At 73.7% G+C, this 750-nt stretch carries 1 protein-coding gene; it reads left to right on the top strand.

The window, feature by feature from the left end:
* A partial coding sequence (locus AC5RUJ_RS17620; RefSeq protein ID WP_494156426.1) for a transcription antitermination factor NusB occupies nucleotides 1-750 on the top strand: 750 nt, incomplete at both ends.

Raw genomic sequence — 750 nt, 5'->3', positions numbered from 1 at the left:
GGCCGACCCGGCCCGGCTGGCGGCCTTCGAGGTGCTCCGCGCGGTGGAACGGGACGACGCGTACGCGAACCTGGTGCTGCCTGCGAGCATCCGCAAACACCGGCTGGACAAGCGCGACGCCGGCTTCGCCACCGAGCTGGCCTACGGCGCCCTCCGCGGTTTGGGCACATACGATGCCATCCTGGCCCGCTGCGTGGACCGGCCGCTTGACCAGCTGGACCCCGCGATCCTCGATGCGCTCCGGCTCGGTGCCCACCAGCTGCTGGCCATGCGGGTGCCGGCCCACGCCGCCCTGGACCAGACCGTCGGCCTGGCCCGCGCGGTGATCGGCGCTGGCCCCGGCTCGCTGATCAACGCCGTCCTGCGCAAGGTCACCGCCCGGGACCTGCACGGCTGGACCGCCGAGCTGACCGCCGGTGAGACCGACCCGGTCAAGGCGGCGGCTCTGGAACACAGCCATCCGGAATGGGTCGTGCGGGCACTGCGGCAGTCCCTGGCGGGGCACGGACGCCGCGTGGACGAATTGGAAGACCTGCTGGCGGCCGACAACGCCGCGCCGGTCGTAAATCTGGTGGCGCTGCCCGGGCTGGGCTCGCTGGACGAGGCGATCGACGCCGGCGCGGAGCCCGGGGAACTGGTCGCGGGTTCCGCCCTGTATGCGGGCGGAGACCTCGGCCGGCTGGCCAGCGTGCGGGCCGGAACCACCCGTGTCCAGGACGCCGGATCCCAACTCGTGGCGCTGGCCCTGGC

The organism is Arthrobacter sp. Y3223164 (assembly GCF_059091005.1).
The sequence above is the reverse complement of the archived record's forward strand: the minus strand, read 5'-3'. Positions and strand labels throughout refer to the sequence as shown.